The 18,443-nt window shown below is 35.2% G+C and carries 14 protein-coding genes; 5 read left to right on the forward strand and 9 right to left on the reverse strand.

Going from position 1 to position 18,443, the window contains the following annotated elements:
• The first annotated feature begins 42 nt into the window (after nucleotides 1-42).
• Nucleotides 43-582: an isochorismatase family protein gene (locus tag MT391_RS01255; protein WP_166372916.1), complete on the forward strand. Its 540-nt coding sequence runs from the start codon at nucleotides 43-45 to the stop codon at nucleotides 580-582.
• Here MT391_RS01255 and MT391_RS01260 read toward each other — a convergent pair.
• The 6 genes from MT391_RS01260 to hutC form a co-directional block, all read right to left on the reverse strand.
• Nucleotides 571-1,269: a HutD/Ves family protein gene (locus MT391_RS01260; protein WP_499496681.1), complete on the reverse strand. Its 699-nt coding sequence runs from the start codon at nucleotides 1,267-1,269 to the stop codon at nucleotides 571-573. The two genes, MT391_RS01255 and MT391_RS01260, sit on opposite strands and share 12 nt — an antisense overlap.
• Nucleotides 1,270-1,414: 145 nt before the next feature.
• Complete coding sequence (gene hutU / locus MT391_RS01265; protein WP_499496682.1) at nucleotides 1,415-3,412, reverse strand: urocanate hydratase; 1,998 nt, start codon at nucleotides 3,410-3,412, stop codon at nucleotides 1,415-1,417.
• Nucleotides 3,412-4,359, reverse strand: coding sequence for an N-formylglutamate deformylase (gene hutG / locus MT391_RS01270; RefSeq protein WP_499496683.1), 948 nt, complete (start codon nucleotides 4,357-4,359; stop codon nucleotides 3,412-3,414). Before hutG ends, hutU begins: the two co-directional genes overlap by 1 nt.
• Nucleotides 4,352-5,575: an imidazolonepropionase gene (gene hutI / locus MT391_RS01275; RefSeq protein WP_499496684.1), complete on the reverse strand. Its 1,224-nt coding sequence runs from the start codon at nucleotides 5,573-5,575 to the stop codon at nucleotides 4,352-4,354. The genes hutG and hutI overlap by 8 nt, the downstream gene beginning before the upstream one ends.
• A gap of 142 nt (nucleotides 5,576-5,717) precedes the next feature.
• A complete protein-coding gene (gene hutH / locus MT391_RS01280) occupies nucleotides 5,718-7,250 on the reverse strand; it encodes a histidine ammonia-lyase (RefSeq protein ID WP_499496685.1) in 1,533 nt (510 codons plus the stop codon).
• 699 nt (nucleotides 7,251-7,949) lie between these two features.
• On the reverse strand, nucleotides 7,950-8,708 hold the full coding sequence (hutC, locus tag MT391_RS01285; protein ID WP_166369507.1) for a histidine utilization transcriptional repressor HutC: 759 nt from the start codon (nucleotides 8,706-8,708) through the stop codon (nucleotides 7,950-7,952).
• A gap of 202 nt (nucleotides 8,709-8,910) precedes the next feature.
• Here hutC and MT391_RS01290 point away from each other — a divergent pair, with 202 nt between their 5' ends.
• Together MT391_RS01290 and MT391_RS01295 are read left to right on the forward strand one after the other, a co-directional pair.
• On the forward strand, nucleotides 8,911-10,281 hold the full coding sequence (locus tag MT391_RS01290) for a formimidoylglutamate deiminase (RefSeq protein WP_499496686.1): 1,371 nt from the start codon (nucleotides 8,911-8,913) through the stop codon (nucleotides 10,279-10,281).
• A 291-nt stretch (nucleotides 10,282-10,572) separates the two neighbouring features.
• On the forward strand, nucleotides 10,573-10,974 hold the full coding sequence (locus MT391_RS01295) for a DUF1801 domain-containing protein (protein ID WP_299667782.1): 402 nt from the start codon (nucleotides 10,573-10,575) through the stop codon (nucleotides 10,972-10,974).
• A gap of 140 nt (nucleotides 10,975-11,114) precedes the next feature.
• Here the strand turns inward: MT391_RS01295 and MT391_RS01300 are convergent, their stop codons facing one another.
• Nucleotides 11,115-11,483 (reverse strand): ribosome recycling factor family protein, encoded by a 369-nt coding sequence (locus tag MT391_RS01300; RefSeq protein ID WP_499496687.1) that lies wholly within the window; start codon nucleotides 11,481-11,483, stop codon nucleotides 11,115-11,117.
• Between the two features lie 256 nt (nucleotides 11,484-11,739).
• On the opposite strand from MT391_RS01300, the gene MT391_RS01305 reads away from it, so the two are divergent.
• Together MT391_RS01305 and MT391_RS01310 are read left to right on the forward strand one after the other, a co-directional pair.
• A complete protein-coding gene (locus MT391_RS01305; protein WP_499496688.1) occupies nucleotides 11,740-12,150 on the forward strand; it encodes a LexA family protein in 411 nt (136 codons plus the stop codon).
• Complete coding sequence (locus MT391_RS01310) at nucleotides 12,150-13,409, forward strand: Y-family DNA polymerase (RefSeq protein WP_499496689.1); 1,260 nt, start codon at nucleotides 12,150-12,152, stop codon at nucleotides 13,407-13,409. Before MT391_RS01305 ends, MT391_RS01310 begins: the two co-directional genes overlap by 1 nt.
• A gap of 3,415 nt (nucleotides 13,410-16,824) precedes the next feature.
• On the opposite strand, the gene MT391_RS01315 is transcribed toward MT391_RS01310, so the two are convergent.
• Both MT391_RS01315 and MT391_RS01320 read right to left on the reverse strand, forming a co-directional pair.
• Nucleotides 16,825-17,406, reverse strand: coding sequence for a hypothetical protein (locus MT391_RS01315; RefSeq protein WP_499496690.1), 582 nt, complete (start codon nucleotides 17,404-17,406; stop codon nucleotides 16,825-16,827).
• Between the two features lie 242 nt (nucleotides 17,407-17,648).
• Nucleotides 17,649-18,161: a hypothetical protein gene (locus tag MT391_RS01320; protein WP_499496691.1), complete on the reverse strand. Its 513-nt coding sequence runs from the start codon at nucleotides 18,159-18,161 to the stop codon at nucleotides 17,649-17,651.
• Nucleotides 18,162-18,443: the final 282 nt, after the last annotated feature.

Below are 18,443 nucleotides of genomic sequence, written 5' to 3' on the forward strand. Positions count from 1 at the left end.
AGATTAATATCAGAAACATAGTCGCTCGAATAGGAGGTTCATATGTTAATGAGAGAAAATACCGGACTTATTGTCGTTGATATTCAGGGAAAACTAGCGCGTTTAGTGGATGATAGTGATACTTTGATAAGTCATTGTGAAAAGTTAATCAAAGGCTCACAGGCGCTTGATTTGCCTATTATTTGGCTAGAGCAAAACCCAGAAAAGTTAGGTTCTACCGTTGATGAATTAAGCATTTTGCTTGATGATATTGAACTGATAACAAAATATACTTTCAATGCCTGTGATTCACCTGATTTTCTAGATCTAATCGGTGCTACCAATGTATCAACTTGGTTAATATGCGGTATTGAGGCGCATATTTGTGTATATCAAACTGCAAAAGGGTTGACAGAGCTAGGTTACAAGGTCGAACTTGTTAGTGATTGTATTGGTTCTCGCCTTGCGGTGAATAAACAGCTTGCTATTAATGCATTACAAAATAGCGGTGTTAATACGACTGGTTTAGAGATGTGTTTATATGAACTAGTAAAAGATTGCCGAGATCCCGAATTCAAACAAATATTAGAACTAATCCGTTAAACTTGAGATGTCGATGAATACACCAGAGCCTTTAGTTACTGTTATAGAAGTAACCTGAGTATGTTCACTTGCATCACTCGAGCCAGTAGCAAAATTACTGTCAGAACTGTTTATTAACCTGGGATCTACTTTTAAACGTATTAAACTATGTTTTGGTAATTCAACAACATGAGAATTTCCTTTATATTCATTTAGGCGCAAGCTACAAATACTATTAGCATAATAAGCGCTATATAATAGTTTATGGGAGTCTGATATTACCAATGGTAGCCCCAACTCCATTACAGTAACGTTTGCAGTTGTATCCGTTTTTCTAATCATAATATTTAAATCTTCAATTTTTCCATCATGGAGTGTTGCTAACGTTTTATCGCCTCCATCAAAGTGAGCCATATCTAATGGCTTGATTAATTCATTAACATACCTAACTTTATGGTTCTGTTGTTTATCCAAATACTCAATTGCAAAATGTTTAAGTGTTATGCCTTTACCTGACAGCAATACCAAAGTCCGTTGTAATTGACTAAAGTCAGAGAAAAGACCATTTTCAATTACACTCGCTTGGCTAATGCGAAAACATAGCCCATTTTTATCGTCATAACGTTCAATTTCAAGCGTATTACCAAGGCCATTTTTCCAAGGCATCGATTTGTACTGCTGTGGTAATAATATTTGATAATTAAGCACGTGATTTACCTTTATTTGAATCACTTATATCATTGCCTGCACTTATGTCCCTGCCCATAATATATTTAATATGAACAGGGATATGAACTAGGACAGTTAAATATCTATTTTACTTCTACTTGATAGAGCAGAGGTGAACCTAATGTTAATTAATAAGTTGATCAAGCAGTGCATCATCTGCAAAGTTTGGAATAGTTACTTTAAGGTTTGGCTCCACTTCCATGGCGCGTTTAATTGCAAATACCGCACCATCATTTCTAGCCCAACTTCTTCTTGAAATACCATTGTTTACATCCCAATGCAGCATCGATTTAACACGACGATCGCAGTCTTCTGAACCGTCTAACATCATGCCAAAACCACCGTTGATCACTTCACCCCAACCAACACCGCCTCCATTGTGAATGCTGACCCATGTTGCTCCACGGAATGAATCACCAATTACATTATGGATTGCCATATCAGCAGTAAATTGAGAACCATCGTAGATATTTGAGGTTTCGCGATAGGGTGAATCAGTTCCTGAAACATCGTGGTGATCTCGTCCTAAAATGACAGGTGCTGTTAACCTTCCTTCTTTGATAGCTTTATTAAAAGCGACGGCAATTCTCATACGGCCTTCAGCATCGGCATATAGAATCCTAGCTTGTGATCCAACTACCATCTTATTTTCTTTAGCTTCTTGAATCCAAAGTAAGTTATCAGCAATCTGCTGTTTTATTTCCGCTGGCGCGGTCTTGTGCATTGCCAGTAATACTTCTGCTGCAATTTGATCTGTGGTATCAAGATCTTTACCATCAGATGATGCGCATACCCATCTAAATGGACCAAAGCCATAGTCAAAACACATAGGGCCCATGATATCTTGCACATAGGAAGCATATTTAAATGATCCATTTTGATTTAAAATGTCCGCGCCAGCACGACTTGCTTCTAATAAAAAGGCATTACCATAATCAAAAAAGTACATGCCTTTAGCCGTTAATCTATTAATTGCATTTACATGTCTTTTTAAAGTGTCGTGTACTGCTTGTTTAAATTTTTCGGGGTCATTAGCCATCATCTCATTGGCTTCTTCAAAACTATAATTTGTTGGGTAATAACCACCGGCCCAAGGGTTATGTAGTGAAGTCTGGTCCGAACCAAGGTCAATTGTAATATCTTCAATTGCTAAGCGTTCCCACAGATCAACTATATTACCAAGATAAGCTAAAGAAACAGGGATGTTCACTTTGATTGCTAAACGAATACGTTCAATCAGCTTATCCATCTCCTCATGCACTTCGTCAACCCACCCCTGTTGATGCCTTTTATAAGCTGCTTTAGGATTAACTTCAGCAACAATACCAATCGTTTTGGCAATAACTGCCGCTTTTGGCTGTGCACCACTCATGCCACCTAAACCTGAAGTAACAAAAATAGGCAATGTAGATTGGTCTCGGTCCTTGATCATTCGTACCGCATTTAATACCGTAATGGTGGTGCCATGAACAATACCCTGTGGCCCAATATACATAAACGAACCAGCCGTCATTTGACCGTATTGAGTCACACCAAGTGCGTTGAATTTTTCCCAGTCATCCGGTTTAGAATAGTTTGGAATCATCATCCCGTTTGTGACTACCACTCTAGGTGCCTCTTTATTTGATGGATATAAGCCCATTGGATGTCCTGAGTATAAAACTAAGGTTTGCTGATCAGTCATTTCAGCCAGGTATTTCATGGTTAAAAGGTATTGTGCCCAATTTGAAAAAACAGACCCATTCCCTCCATAGGTAATTAATTCTTCAGGATGTTGTGCTATTGCATCGTCAAGGTTATTACTCAGCATCAGCATAATAGCCGCAGCTTGTTTTGATTGATGTGGAAATTCTTCAATTGACCTTGCTGATATTTTGTAATTAGGCATAAAACGGTACATATAAATTCTACCGTGATTTTGCAGCTCTTCGTAAAACTCTTCAGCAAGTACTTGATGATGTTCAGGAGAGAAGTATCTTAATGCATTTTTTATTGCTAGTTTCTTTTCAGCTGGATTTAAAATATCTTTTCTTTTAGGAGCATGGCTTAACTCGGTGCTACGTTGTTTTTTTTCTGGTAGTGTGTTTGGGATCCCTTCTAAAATCATCTCTTTAAAATTCATTATCTGTTTTCCTTAATATTTAAATCGCTTGGGTTACCTGCCGCGAGTAAAGCTTGAAATAGTTGTTGTAAAAGCGAACTTACTTGTGTTTTTTTCGCGGGATCAAGTTGATAGTTATTACAGTCATCCTTGAGGTAGGTTGCCTGTGATAATTCTAATTGAATGGCATGAATCTGCTGATGCGGTTTGCCGAATGAACGAGTGATATAACCGCCTTTAAAACGACCGTTACTCACTTGTTGATAGGGTGTTGAAGCAATTATTTTATTTAAAATATTTAGCAACGCAGGCGCACAAGCAAGCCCATTATTATTTCCAAAGTTGAAATCAGGTAATTTTCCAGTAAATAACATAGGTACAAATGCAGCGATGCTATGTGCATCAAACAAGATGGCATATCCAAACTTATCTTTAATACGTATTAACTCATCAGTAATTTTTTGATGGTAGGGTGCCCAAATTTGTTTTTTTATTTGCGCTTTCAATGTTTCTGAATGTGTTTGACCTGCTAAGAATACCGACTGGTCGGAAAATAGAATGTCAGGAAATAGGCCCGTTGTTTTACTGGTATACAGTGGCCGATCATCAACGGGTCTATTTAAATCAATTACATAACGAGAGTAATCCGCGCTAATGTGACTGATATTCATCGCTTGTAAAAAATCATACAGTTCAGGAACAAACCAATCGGTATCAGGTAATGCTTTCGCTTGTTCGCTCAACCTTTGCTCCATACCCGTTATAAGTTTGGTACCTGAATGTGGCATGCTGACTAGGATTGGGCTATCACCTTGAAAAAAGTTAAAGGGTGATTGCATTTTATTTACTTCGTTTTCTTTTATACTTTTTGCTGCACTATCTATTACTTTTTCTTCCGCATCATCTACAGCACGCTTTACTTCACTATTTACTACCTTCTCTACATCATCCCCTAAGAAATTAGCCATGAGTAATTTCTCCTGCTTTAACACGTGTTTTCAAAAGGTCGCCGCCTATCCAGTAACTTAATTCACCGGGACTTTGTACATTCCAGCAAACAAAGTCTGCCACTTTACCGATACTTAAAACACCATGAGTTTCAGCTAATCCAAGTGCTTTGGCAGCATGAATGGTCGCACCAGCTAGGGCTTCCTCAGGGGTAAGTGCAAATAAAGTACAAGCCATGTTCATCATTAATCGTAGAGAAAGTACAGGCGAAGTCCCAGGGTTTGAATCGGTAGCGATAGCCATTGGTACGTTATATTGCCGTAGTAGGGCAATAGGTGGTTTTTGTGTCTCTTTTAAGGTAAAAAATGCGCCCGGTAATAACACCGCAACCGTGCCTGCGTTAGCCATGGCTTTTACGTCTTGTTCGGTTATATATTCGATATGATCCGCTGAAAGTGCCTTAAAGTTGGCAGCCATCTCAGTGCCACCTTGAGAAGATAATTGTTCAGCGTGGATTTTAACGGGTAACCCTAAAGATTGTGCAGTGTTGAAATAACGTGCTACCTGATCGGTGCTAAAACCAATATTTTCACAAAAAGCATCAACAGCATCGGCTAGTTCTAATTCAGCGACTTCAGGTAATAACTCATTACATAAATAATCAATGTAAGCATTTGCTTGGCCTTTAAACTCAGGTGGTAAAGCGTGCGCAGCTAAACAAGTGGTTTTAATTTCAACGGGAAGTTCGCTTGCCAAAGCTCGAGCGGCACGCAACATTTTTATTTCGTGTTCAGTAGATAACCCATAACCGGATTTAATTTCTACAGTCGTCACACCGTCTTTGATCAGCGCCTGTAATCGAACTTGTGCTGATTGTATTAATTGTTGCTCGGTTTCTTCTCGTGTTGATTTCACGGAAGCAGCAATACCGCCTCCATTTTCAGAGATGCTTTTATAACTTACACCATTCAGTCTCTGTTCAAATTCAGTGGCACGATTACCGCCAAAAACTAAGTGTGTGTGGCAATCAATTAAGCCAGGGGTAACCCAGCCACCACCAAGGTCATGTTCTATTTGGGATTGATGAGCAGGTAAATCGGCTTCCTTTCCAATCCAACTTATACGTTGGTTGGTAACGCCTATCGCAGCGTTTTCTATGCAGTGATATCGACCATCGCACATTGTAGCAACATGAAACCCAGTCCAAAGTGAATCAATTTTTAGGGAAGTACTCATAAATGCCCCACAGTTATATTGAAATATTAAGCTTATAAATGATGTTCAATAAAAGAATACTTTCCTTAAACACCACCCAATCGTTAACGTTACTTTTAATTAACCAAAACAAGATTTTGTATGGTTATTTATAAACACGAGATCATAGACTCGGCAATAATTGTGCAGGCATCAACTCATTATGTACGGCTTGTATTAACAAGTTATTCGCTTTTTCGATATCTGCCGCAAAGTAACGGTCTTTATCATAAAATGGCACTTGTGCGCGTAATTCTGCTTTTGCTTGTTCTAATGCATTAGAAGATTTAAGTGGTGCACGGAAATCAATACCTTGAGCTGCGGATAGAATTTCAACGGCTAAAATTCCACGTGTATTTTCAGACATATCTTTTAAACGACGGGCCGCAAAGGTTGCCATCGAAACATGGTCTTCTTGATTTGCGGAAGTGGGCAAGCTATCGACAGAAGCAGGGTGCGCAAAGGTTTTATTTTCACTTGCTAATGCCGCTGCCGTCACTTGCGCGATCATAAAGCCAGAGTTAACACCCCCATTATTAACTAAAAATGGCGGTAACTTACTTAAGCCACTATCAATCAATAACGCCATACGGCGTTCTGACAAACTACCAATCTCTGCAATTGCTAATGCTAGATTATCTGCTGCAAACGCAACGGGCTCAGCATGGAAATTACCCGCTGAAATAATATCTCCATCTTGTGCAAACACTAACGGATTATCAGAAACAGAGTTTGCTTCAATATGTAATGTTCTAGCTGAATTACGAATTTGATCTAAACAAGCGCCCATGACTTGAGGCTGACAACGTAAAGAATACGGGTCTTGCACTTTCTCACAATCAACATGAGATTCACTTATTGCACTGCTATCACGTAATAGATGACGGTATGCAGCGGCTGCATCTATTTGTCCTTGGTGACCACGAACTTGGTGAACACGATCATCAAAAGGACTGCGGCTACCTAGCGCAGCTTCAACGGATAACGAACCGCAAACAATGGCAGAAGCAAACAAATCTTCGGCATGAAATAAACCTTCTAAAGCAAAAGCTGTTGATGCTTGCGTACCATTAAGCAATGCTAAACCTTCTTTCGGTGCTAGTGTAATAGGTTGAAGCCCTGCAATCGCTAAAGCAGCTTGTCCAGAAATAATCTCACCTTTATAACGAGCTTGTCCTTCACCTAAAAGTACGGCGCTCATATGTGCTAAGGGGGCAAGGTCACCAGAGGCACCAACTGAGCCTTTTTGTGGAATACATGGATAAACTTGTTTATTAACCAAAGTAATCAATGCTTCAATTACCGATAAGCGAATGCCAGAAAAACCGCGTGCTAAGCTGTTTACTTTTAAAGTCATCACCAATTTGACGGTGGCATCGCTCATTAATTTACCAATGCCTGCCGCGTGTGATAGTACGATACTTCGTTGTAACTCATCTAAATCTTCAGTTTTAATACGAGTGTTGGCTAGTAGACCAAATCCAGTATTAATTCCGTAGACGGCACGGTCATCAGCAATAACATCATTAACGATCTGATTACTGGCGTGGATCCCTTCAATGGCACTTTCATGCAAAGATAATTTTACGGCTTCACGGCTAATCTTGCGTAATTCATTAAGCGTCAGTTTTCCTGGATTAATGGTCAATTCAAACATGGTGCAATTCTCCATAACATTGGTTACTTAGTTTTATCTACCTGTTGTCAGGTAAAAGTGACTTGTATTTTTTAGTAAATGTAACTACATACAATAAAATATACATGTATATACAACTATGAATTCGATACTAATTGCATTTAATATTCGGTGCAAGTCATTTGTAAAAGTAATCATGTGAATTAGACCCGTTATCAATCAAGATACATATTCAGTCGCTAACTCGGACATCAAGACAAGACGTAATATGATGACAATGGATAGTCCTTAACGAATGTTGCAATGCAGTATTGGTTTTCGAGTTGACGACCCACAGGACAAGTCGTGAGGCAACTATCTTCGTTGTTATAAAGTTTCGATTTAACCCATTAGATCTTTGCCTTTATGCCTAGAATCTCTTCACCTCACGGCTTGCTGATTTTTGCATCTTGAATGGTGACGGGTATTTTCTAAATATGTGATCTGACTTTTATTCAGGAAAACAAGACAGAGTTTAGTCTGCCAAATAATTGTTTCCCTCTGTAAAGTTTTTAACGCAGAAGTGGAGTATTTGAACCAACAACAATGAGCAGCAATTTAGCGGAATAAGTATAAGTTAAAGTATTTAATGAGTATGAACAGTGCAAAGTAGACAAAGCAATAGCAGAACATTCAGTCTGTTATTGCTTAAGAGCAGTGAGGTTTATATAAAATAGGACGTTATTTGCCGCCAAAATGGCCGAATAGTTGAAACCGTGAGCTAGGAGAAAGCAAGCGAGCGGTAGTGACTAGTTGGTCATCACACCAGGTACGACGCTTTATTTGTAAACAAGGTTCATTGGCTTCAATTTGTAATAGTTTACATTCGTAAGCTGAAGGCATTACTGCTTCAACAAGGTGTTCACCCTCTGTCATCGGGGCCACTTTCATTAGATAATCATAGGTTTCATTCTGTTGAAAATCTTGTTTGTCATAGTCAGGGGCAAGGGTCGCATTGACCACTCGCTCTTCAATTTGAATCGGTAGTTCATTTTCAAAATGTACGATGGTTGCACGGAATATCGTGTGATTGGTACGTACTGAAAGGTTGATCGCCTCTTCCATACTCGCATTAGTGCGTATTATCTCGATTAACTCAGCGCGGTGTTGATTACCCCGTTGTGCAATTTCATCGGCGATATTATGGATCTCTGAAAGTGCTGAATGTGTTTTCTTCTTTGCAACAAAGGTGCCGACGCCTTGTTGTCTAATTAAAATTCCTTCATCAGTTAATTCTCTTAATGCACGATTCACCGTCATTCGACTCACGCCTAATGCCTTAACCATTTCCGATTCTGAAGGCACTCGCTGGTTGGCTTGCCATTCACCACTATTAATTTTCAGACAAATTGCTTGTTTCACGCGTGCATAAATAGGTGCTGGAGAATCTTCTATCGACTGAGAAAGCTTGTTCATCATGCTACTGGTAGTTTCAATCACGATTTTACCTTGGTTTATGAAGGGGCCATTAATGCAACGTTTAAAAATAAAATATTTTGATAAGCAATTATACCCAGTATTTTGTGGTTATAATAGATACAGATAGATCTAAGTTTACCTTGTATATACAAGATAGTTTCAGCTACACTTATAACCTCTTTTTTAGCGTGTATTTTGCAATCGATGATAGTGGGGTTATTTCATGGCTAGGCAGATTTATTTTGCAAAACAAGCATTGTTAGCAAATGGATGGGCAAACAATGTTCGCTTCGACGTCATCGATGGTAGCATCAAAAGCATCACTATCAACACCATGGTAAACGGGGCAATCTATTTAAATGGACCAGTGATACCCACTGTTGCAAACCTTCACTCACATGCTTTTCAACGTGTGATGGCAGGTATGGCAGAGGTTAGCTTAGATCCTAATGACAGCTTTTGGAGTTGGCGTGAATTGATGTATAAGGTGGTTAATAAACTCACTCCCAATGATCTGCGTATTATTTCAACTCAATTGTATATTGATATGCTCAAAGCGGGTTATACCCAGGTAGCAGAGTTTCATTATTTGCACCACCAACAAAATGGCCAGGCTTATTCTCAAATCAATGAAATGGCAGTGCAGTTAATGCAAGCGGCTGATACAGCTGGAATAGGATTAACACTGCTACCAGTACTGTATGCTCATTCAGGTTTTGCTGGACAAGTGCCTAATAGCGGGCAAAGGCGATTCATAAACAATAGTGAGCAATATTTAGCATTGCATCAAGCCTGTGAAAAACAATTAGCAGATCATCCATTACATCGTTTAGGCATTTGTTTCCATTCATTAAGAGCTGTCACTCAAGAACAAATACAAACAGTATCAAGCGCGATATCTAATCAAACACCCATTCATATCCACATCGCAGAGCAACAAAAAGAGGTTCAGGATTGCTTAGCATGGAGTGGGCTACGTCCTGTGCAATGGTTAAGTGATAAAATAGGCATCGATCAGCGTTGGTGTTTAGTTCATGCCACGCACCTTGATAGAAATGAATTATTAACAATCGCTCAAAGCAAAGCAGTCGTTGGTTTATGCCCAACAACAGAAGCAAACCTAGGTGATGGTATTTTCCCTGCGGTAGAATTTATGCAAGCTCAAGGTCGTTGGGGAATTGGTTCAGACAGTCATGTTAGTTTGTCACTAGTAGAAGAATTGCGAACGCTCGAATACGGCCAACGGCTACGAGATCAACAACGTAATCGGCTTTATAGTGATCAACAAAATCATGTCGGTGACTTCTTACTAAACCAAGCACGACTTGGCGGGAATCAAGCGGCACAAGTAAAATTAGGTTTAGCAGTAGGGCATCGTGCAGACTTTATGGTTCTAGATAATCAACATCCTTTTATTGCCGCAAGTAGCAATGAAGATATTATTAATCGGTGGTTATTTGCGTGTAATGAAAACCTAATTAAGCATGTTTACGTAGCTGGAAAACCAGTGATCAGCGATTTCAAACATATTAATGAAGATCAAACTCGTTTTGAGTTTACTGCTTTGTTAAAACGTTTGTTTATGGATAAATAATGGTTTGCTAATATATTTGGGTGTTAATAGTTGTTTTTTAACAAACAGACAACGAAGTAATAAGCCATTTTAAACAGTAAAATAGAGCACTTAATTAGACTAATTGGTCTTATAAATATTGTGAGCCTTAATAATGTATGCAGTGATTATGCAGTGATATAGTAACGGGGATAAAGTAACCGGTATAGTAACGTGAATATTATAACTGTATTTTTTAACCATTTATGAACACAGTAGTAAGACTAAAAAGTCAAAAAAAATTCGTCTACATTTAATAAAGTGAGCGACCTAATGGATTTAAGTGTTAAACAAAAGTTTGAAACCTACCCTGAACATGTTGCTGTTTTGCTCAATACTATTCGAGATATAATCTTTAGCACTGCTAAACAATATGGAATAACAGATATCACCGAAACCTTAAAGTGGGGCGAACCTAGTTACGTTTCCAAAATAGGGAGTACAGTTCGGTTTGATTGGAAAGCGAATTATCCTGAGCAGTATTGCATTTACTTTAATTGTAAAACCTCACTCATAGATACTTTTAAAGAAATATATGGTGATATTTTTAAATATAATGGTAATCGCGCAATCATCTTAAAAATTGATCAACCAGTACCTCAAGAGTTAGCGCATTGTATTTCTATGTCTTTACGTTACAAGCAAATTAAACATTTAGATTTACTGGGAGCATAAAAATAACAGAAGCTTTCATTGTTTATGACCCAATGAACTGAGGGTAATTCATACCATTTTCTGCCGATTAGACAAAGCCACGCTTTATCAGCATCACGGTGTATTTTTAAAATAAAAAGTTTAATTGTTGTCGAATCACATCAAATAAATTGTTCAGCAGAATCAATTGCAGCTCTCGCTTCAACCAATGAGCAACCAGAAGCAGCAACTAACTCATTAACTGTCATGCCTGGATTCGATTTCAATAATAGGGATAAATCTGTAGTTGGTTTTGGTAATGCTTTATCAATCGCTTCTGCAATCCAACGACTATTATTTTCACGAAAATATAGACTTATTTGAATAAGATCTTTTTCAACCCCCATCAATGACCAATTTTTAGAACGACGAATACGCTTTAAAGTACATCGATGTTGAATAGCCTGTTCTACTATTAACGATTTAGAATCAATACGATGAACAAAATTATTCAACTTGATAGATAATAAATCTGAAGCATTATTTAACACATTGTACCTTTAATAAGTTAACGCTTTGCCGAATGGGGACAGTGTAAAAGCATGATAACAAAAAATGTAATATAAAGTTACTCAGGTTAAATTAGACCAGAATAAAAGGAGGCGATTGAGTTAAAGGCTACCTAGGGTTAAACGCACATCAATTCCACAGTAATACTATCACCATGTATTAAGTTCTGCTTGTACTTATAATAAACTCACTTATAATTTAACTGTATAAATAAACAGTTAAATTGTGAGAGTCGTTATGAACTTCATTCTAATTACAGCAAGTGCAGGCATTACAGGCTTTGAAAGCCCAGCAAGTGACTACTTGCAATTACCATTAAGCTTAGATGCACTGCTTGTCGAGCACCCAAATGCCACTTTTATTGGTAAAGCTGATGGTCATTCCATGCAAGATGTGGGTATATACAGTGGTGATATTCTTATTGTAGATAGACACGTAACAGCTAAAAATAACGATGTGATTGTCGCAAATTATAATGGTGAGTTTATTTGTAAGATCATTAATATAAATGAGCGTTTGTTACTATCTGCTAACCCTCGTTATAAAACGATCCCTATTAATGAAGACGATCAATTTACAATCGAAGGTGTAGTCACACGTTCAATTCGTTGCCATCGAAGCAGTCAATTATTAGCGGCAAACCTATAATGTTTGCATTAGTCGATGCCAACTCATTCTATTGCAGCGCTGAACAAGTGTTTCGGCCAGAGTGGCGAGGAAAACCGATCATTGTATTGTCTAATAATGATGGCTGTATTGTAGCCGCCAATAAACAAGCTCTTGCACTGGGCATTAAAAAATTCCAACCTTTTTTTAAAGTGCGTTATCTTTGTGAAAAAGTAGGCATCATCGTATGTTCATCAAACTATGAACTGTACGCAGACTTGTCGCATAAGATGATGCAAGTAATAGGGCGCTTTGCACCAGAGCAACACATCTATTCGATTGACGAATCATTCTTAGACTTTAGCAACTGCAGCGATAGCATTACAGATTTAACCATTCAGGCGCAAAAAATACGCCGTACAGTTTGGAAGGAAACCCGCTTACCCGTTTGTGTGGGATTAGGCGAAACCTTAACCTTAGCTAAAGTTGCGAATCATGTTGCCAAAAAGTGGGCTGGATTTAATGGCGTCTGTTTGCTAAATAACGAAGCATTTAAACAGGATATTTTTGCACAATTATCACCACTTGATGTATGGGGGATCGGTAAAAAAACCAATCAAAAGTTAGCGCAGAATGGAATCAAAACAGTATTACAGCTGAGTAAAGCTAACCTTAAATTATTACCAAAAAGTTTATTTAATGTCGAATTACAACGCACAATCAATGAGCTAAACGGCCAACCTTGTAAGATATGGGATGGTGTAAGGGCGGATAAACTACAAATATTTTCAACGCGCAGTGTTGGACAACGCATTACGGATATTCAAAGTCTAAACCAAGCATTAGCCAAACATATTGCCATTGCTTGTGTGAAAGCCAGAGAACAATATTCACTATGTAGCACATTATTAGCGTTTGCGGCCAGTAGTCCCTTTGATAAATCACCGGCGAGTTATAAAGTAATTATCCACTTATCTCAGGCCACCAACGATACTTCACAACTGTTACATGCAATCAGTGAGAATATACATCTGCTATTTGAACCCGGTGTACGATATTACAAAATTGGCGTTGGGTTACTGAATTTAAGTAGTCAAAAACACCAACAATTTGATCTCTTCACCCCTTATAAACATAACGCGTCATTGATGAAAATATTAGATGGAATTAATCACCGCTATGGTACAAATAGTTTATTTTTTGCAGCTCAAGGCACTGAAGAAAAATGGTCAATGCGCAGAGAGTTATTAACGCCACAATACACAACACACTGGAAACATATCCCTAAGATTGGTTGTTAGCTAGTAGGGTTAAAACGAATAATGCTCTTTATATTAAAATTAAGATGTTGATTATATTGACAATTAATTTCATTTAAAGAAATTAATTACAACATTTTTTATATAATAAAATTTAAAATAATTTTAATAGAAATGCGATTTAAATACTAAAATCCCCCTTTATTAGCTGTAATAAGTGAGTACTTTTGTATATAGGAAAGCGATTTAATTTTATAAAAAATCAACATATAAAAAAGCATTACTGCTAACCACCTTGATTTAATATTCATTTTTTAAGAAGGTATTTTGGCGTATTTAAAACGTTAATCAGAAGGTAAAAAGGTGAGAATTATAGTAGTAAGTGTAAGTATTTTTATTAGCCTGTTACTACATTAGCAACGTATATTATGTGTCAGTTAATCTGCTAGTTAATTCTGAATATGTTCACTTTGAACCAATAACAGGGAATTCAGACATAAAATTTTTTATCGATGCACTACAATATACATAATAAAAATATTTCAATTAACTTTGGCCTATTCGAAAAATATTGATTTAAAAGGGCGGATGTTAATTCTTATACTGTTGGGATTGTGCTGATTGGACTTTCTGGAGGGCTAAAAATAAAATTGTAAGCAATCATTCAAAGAGATCATGTATTTAGTAAATAGCGATAGGTAACTTAACCATTAATCCATTAAATAAAAACTTGGTTAATAACTTTAAATGCCTTTCTTAATTTATTTTTATAAAAATTTAAGTGCTTAACCGGTAATGATGAGCTGCAACAACATATTTATTAGCCTTTACTGTGACTCAGTAATTTTTAAGTTATAAAAAATTGAACCTAAAAATAAGATGATAAATTAAATACTAGTGTTTAACTTTTTAAGTAAGTAGTTGAAATTTAAGTGATATATTGAAATTAATAGGGTGCTTTTTAATTTTTAATAAATAAAAAGGTTAAGAGATAATGCTTATTTTTATTAGCAACGAACTACTAAAAAATCTTCATTTATTAAAATATCATGGCATATACATGTAAATTTAAGTTTTGAATTTCATAACCAATAAAGGAGTGTCTCTATGGCCGTTAGAAAATAACAAGATGGTAATCTGTATTTAATTGATCTATTTAGAATGTTTCAAAGGTAAAAGATAAATAAGGATAATCAAACTTCAATAGCTTATGTCTAGCGTTTAAAAACAAATTAACTGAATTGCATTTAAAATTTAAATGTCATTAACAATTAACAATCCATATTTAATGAAGCGACATAGGAGCAATGAAGCACCAAAGTTAATTTAAAAAAATAATAAACTGTATATTTTTTATTAGTAATCTTAATGGAAATTTTAATCGTAACTTCATATAACTAAAAAGAAATATAGTTAGTGACCAAATTAATTTGTAAAATAAAAATTTATTAACCGGTTATTTATATAAACTTTGAAATATTTATATGCAGCCAGCTTGCAACGAATAGTTATTAAATTATAAGCTCTAAGTTACTTAAATAAATTTAACTTACAAAAAAGTTAACCGTTATATTTTTCAATAAAAGAAAAATAATAATAGTTTTAAAACAAGTAACCAACATAACTGTATAAATCTAAATTTTACTTCATAAAGTATGAAGTAAATACGATAAATATAAGTATCAATATAATGCATTAATATTTTATGTTGGTATTTAAAAGAAAAAATAGAGTTAATTTGATAATTTAAAAACTGACAATAAAAATCAGTTAGACATGAGATCATAACGAATGAAAAAGAAATAGATATTTAGTAAAGGCTCTGAGGTTTTCTACTTATAGACGAATACCTTAATAATCTCTCAGATTTTAACACAGAGCGCCTAATTTATAATCAAATAAAGTGATGTTGAGAGTAAAACAGAATATTTGGCGTATTTATAAGGTAATTATTAAGTATATGTATCAAGAAATAACAAGATAAGCAGTTTTAACAGCCTTAAATATAAATAGTAATGTAATAAACTAAGTTCCTAGTTAATTTTCAAGCTATGAGATAACAATAAAACAAACCAAAGTCAGATTTACATTACAAGACAAAAAACGTACTTAACTATTAAGAATAGTTTCAATTATTAATCAGCAATAATAATGAACAAATAAAAAATCAATAAATGAGGAAAGGAGTAATCCGTGAAATATAACGCAACTGGATTATTAACTGGATCTAAATTAGTTAAAATACATTAGATTAAATAAGATCAATATATTGAATAATGCACAATAGAGTAAAATACCCACCCAACGTAAACATTAACAACACTTCGCATAATGTATATTATGTTAAATAGGGTTTTAATATAGTTGCTTTCAATGTTAACTTTTGTCAGTGTAAATTAAGAATGAGATCCAGTATCACCTTAACTATCTTTTATTTACCATAATCGTATTTAACATAAAATGTATAACATACTGTTATCCTTTATGTTTTTCGTGCTTTTCAAGCTTTGGCGTTTATCACGAATCAGCTTGGTAAATATGACTATGTAAATTAAGCATGATATCACTTATGGGTATTGTGATATTTACCCGACATGCCCAAATCATTTTAAATACTGAATTAGTGCCACTTCAAATTTAACCTGGATTATCCAAACCTAATAAATCATCAGTATCCGACTAACATTTTTGTTCAAACGTTTACGAAAATTTTTCACCACCAGATTAATCTGAACACTAAACTCTGTCATGAAGTTTTACTTTTAACATGAAGTTACTTCAATTTTTTAATCTGTTTGTTCATGGCAAAATTATTTATTAATACACTTCATCACATTTTATTAATGTCAGAGATTTTTAATTAAGATACCGATGATTTCCATTAAAAAATTAATCTGATACTAATTTTTTATGTCATATAGTTTTCTGTTTGAATTTTAATATCTTCTACAATATTAACTTCTAGCTGTTACTTACCGCTTAATTATTTTGTGATTGTGGATTAAAAAATGATTAATACACATCATCAACCTATTGATGCGAATATTTTTAAAAGGCTAATGATAAACTCTCACATTAACTAATTTATATTTTAATATTGTTATTCATTTCACTTGGTTTGAGATTATTTTTTAATTACTAAATAAATTGTCTGGATATTACGAATCATATTTACACCCAAATATTTTTACACATAGTAAAATTATCTTTTTCTATAGATAATATGGCCTTAACCAAAATTAATTTTATAGTTGATGAATAATTTGAATTAATAACGGGCATTATATTTTAACGATATAATATTCATAAGAAAGTAACCTAACTACCCTTCTTTTTTTCAAAAAATATTTATCGAGAGTTAAATTAACACACACATTTAAGTTGACTAAATGGTTGGTTATAATGTGGAGCGGAGCGAAACCTAACCCACTGTTTTAGTTCCGTTTTAAAGCGCTTGTTATGCCTTATCTACGATGGATTCGACTTGCGTATTCAAGATTTTTATCATCATAATTATCGAGAATTTAACACCATCTTTTTCTGAAACGATATCTCTTAAATAAATTTTTTCTGAGTCATATTTCTTAGGAAATTTAATGCTCATATAAGTCATAAGTTCTTTTTGAGGCTCCCAGAATCTATATTTAATTTCATCGTGACCAGAATATTTAGTTAAAAAACGATCTATCGTAAGTCCTTCTCGCTGCCAATTAACAAGTTCTTTGTTTACCCAAACATCATTCCAAGTTTCAAAAACTGGAAAGTGGGCGAGAATGTTCCGCACAAATTTAAATAGCGCCCCACCAATTTCAGACTCCATTGGAGGTCTGTGTTTTTTGAGAGCTTCTAACACATTTTTAAATGGTTCATAACTTAATGCTTCCGCGTAAACAGCAAACAAATGAGAAACTTTACTGAAACGATACCATTCCTCTTTTTGCCAAAATTCATCTTCTATGATTTCGTCAGCAAGATCATAGAATCGATTATAAGCAAGGCTCAAAAAAAGTTCTTCAGACTTAGTTGGTCTCACATCCACGCAGATAACTCCATTAGGCATAACGAGGCTGTAGAATTTTTATATTTCAGGAAAAAAACAGCCATTTTTAAAATTTAATAACCAATTAATACAACACGTTATAAAATAAAGTTTTGCTCTGAATTGTAAAAGTCGAGTTATTCTACAGCCTCAACGCCCACATAAGGGGACTAAAATAGTGGGCTAAAATTTGTTGAGGAACGAAACATAGCCCACTGTTTTTGTTCCGACTTAAGTTCTTGTTAAATGGCAATGATTACAATGCATATAATCAATGTTACAACTAATAACCACTGCATCTGATTAATTTTTTTTATAAGGCTATCAACTTTATTACTTAGTAGTTTTATTTGAGTTGTTTTATCAAAGACTACAATCTGCGAAGGAGTATCTTGAATATCATTACAAGATTTATCTGCATGATTAGCAAGTAAACTACCACCTGCCCCACTGCATGAAAAGATAGCTAGGTTTTCAAAAATCAATAAGTAATCGTTATATTGTACAAGAGGTAACTTTAATACCACCAAGTATTTTTGATAGAGTATTCCCCAGACAATCCCATAAATTATGACTACAAAACCTTTAAAGACCCTATCCCATTTCGTATCTAATAAAACAAATAAGATCCATAGAAAACTAAAAAGAACTAACGTAGGTACAGCAACATGAAATTGATTAGAGATTGCATAAGGGACACCAAAAGCACCAGCAAGAAAAGCTAGTACACTTATAATTAAAATTTTTTTATTCATGTGCGGAAAAACCTTGAAATACGAATGCCATTTAACGAGGCTGTAGAATTTCTCATTTTCAGCCTGATTATTTAAAATAAAAACCACATTAATTCATATTTAGTTGAGATTCCAACAGATAATTCGATTTTCAATAAATGATTGATTAATTTGAGTTGTAGAGACATTTATGAGGGTAATTAGACTGTATTATTGAGGCTAAAGGGCTTTGCCCTTGGCTTAATGTAAACTATTCCTTAACTTCTCAATATTATGAACAAGGCAATACATCTGCCACTGGGC

It is taken from the genome of Vibrio sp. 1-Bac 57, assembly GCF_037546855.1.
Taxonomy (GTDB): domain Bacteria; phylum Pseudomonadota; class Gammaproteobacteria; order Enterobacterales; family Psychromonadaceae; genus Psychromonas.

What these genes read in the sequence shown, in the direction of transcription:
- MT391_RS01255 (WP_166372916.1), top strand. Translation starts at nt 43, where the DNA reads ATGTTAATGAGAGAAAATACCGGACTTATTGTCGTTGATATTCAGGGA.
- hutU (WP_499496682.1), bottom strand. Translation starts at nt 3,412, where the DNA reads ATGAATTTTAAAGAGATGATTTTAGAAGGGATCCCAAACACACTACCA.
- hutG (WP_499496683.1), bottom strand. Translation starts at nt 4,359, where the DNA reads ATGGCTAATTTCTTAGGGGATGATGTAGAGAAGGTAGTAAATAGTGAA.
- hutI (WP_499496684.1), bottom strand. Translation starts at nt 5,575, where the DNA reads ATGAGTACTTCCCTAAAAATTGATTCACTTTGGACTGGGTTTCATGTT.
- hutH (WP_499496685.1), bottom strand. Translation starts at nt 7,250, where the DNA reads ATGTTTGAATTGACCATTAATCCAGGAAAACTGACGCTTAATGAATTA.
- MT391_RS01290 (WP_499496686.1), top strand. Translation starts at nt 8,911, where the DNA reads ATGGCTAGGCAGATTTATTTTGCAAAACAAGCATTGTTAGCAAATGGA.
- MT391_RS01295 (WP_299667782.1), top strand. Translation starts at nt 10,573, where the DNA reads ATGGATTTAAGTGTTAAACAAAAGTTTGAAACCTACCCTGAACATGTT.
- MT391_RS01305 (WP_499496688.1), top strand. Translation starts at nt 11,740, where the DNA reads ATGAACTTCATTCTAATTACAGCAAGTGCAGGCATTACAGGCTTTGAA.
- MT391_RS01310 (WP_499496689.1), top strand. Translation starts at nt 12,150, where the DNA reads ATGTTTGCATTAGTCGATGCCAACTCATTCTATTGCAGCGCTGAACAA.
- MT391_RS01320 (WP_499496691.1), bottom strand. Translation starts at nt 18,161, where the DNA reads ATGAATAAAAAAATTTTAATTATAAGTGTACTAGCTTTTCTTGCTGGT.